Genomic DNA, 1,084 nt, shown 5'->3' on the forward strand with positions numbered 1-1,084 from the left:
TACTTGCGACGACCTGCGTGCAACCACCCTTGCCCGAGAAATTGCCGAGATAATTGACGCCCTGTGTTGGAAAATACAGAGCGCCGGTCAATAGCGAATCCGCCGTGCCATTAAACGTGTTGGATCCCGCCAGGTTGGCTCTGTCGCCATAGAACAGCACACCTGAATAGGTGCCCGACGTCGGTGCGCTGAGCTTGACGGTCGCCGTGCCGTTCATGCTAACGCCGGAGGTATCGGCCAGATAAATGACGACGCCCTCGCCGGAAATATTTGCATTCGAGCTCGCTTTGAAATCGCCTCCCTCAATGACGTATATCCCGGGCGAGAGGGTTACATTGCCGCTCAAGCTGAGCCCCTTGCAGTATGTTCCAGGTTGCAAGGTTGACTGATTGCCGTTTTGACAAGGGTTCGTGGCCGGCGGCGCCGGCAGGTCGGCAAAAGGATCAGCAGCGGGCAGCGCCTGAGTTATCAGGCTGGCGCAAACGGTCTTCACGACGTTGCTCAACGAAACACCGCCTGCCGATATCAGGCAATCGACATCAAGGCTTGCCGATCCCTGAAGTTTGATGGCGTCCGGAGCTATCGAATTCGACATGACGGAGCAGCCTGTCAGTTTTGTGGTCGAACTGCCGGAAAAGAGCGCCGCTTTCGAAGCGGAAGGATCGACCGTCAAAATGCAGGCTTTTGAAGCATCCGTAATAAGAGCCACCGCCCTTGCTTGTGCGCCAACTGCGTTTTGCGTGAATATCGACGTAAAGAACCGATCGAGGTTCTGATGAACGACTACCTCAACCGCCTTTTTTCCGACATTTGGACCGGCTGACGGAGGCGAGAAGACCTCTATTGTACCTGCTGACGGTCCCCAGCCGTTCGTGGTCGCTGACGCTGTCGCTGCGGAGACAATCTTTGGCGTGTCGGATCCCGAAACCTTTTCCAAAGCGCCAGCATAGGCCGCCGCATCCGCCACCGCTTGTAGCTTCAGGCTGCTGTAATACCAATAGGAAGTCTCGATACCGAGGCCCGCACCGCCGACGACAATCGGCAAAGACAGAGCAAAAATAGTAGCAACGTTGCCGCTCTCGCC

Annotated in this window: 1 protein-coding gene; it reads right to left on the reverse strand. The window is 56.3% G+C overall.

Annotated features, from left to right (window positions below):
* On the reverse strand, positions 1 to 1,084 hold a 1,084-nt coding region (locus NKI24_RS35775; RefSeq protein ID WP_352750906.1), incomplete at both ends, for a pilus assembly protein TadG-related protein.

It is taken from the genome of Mesorhizobium sp. M0701 (assembly GCF_040320365.1).
Classification (GTDB): domain Bacteria; phylum Pseudomonadota; class Alphaproteobacteria; order Rhizobiales; family Rhizobiaceae; genus Mesorhizobium.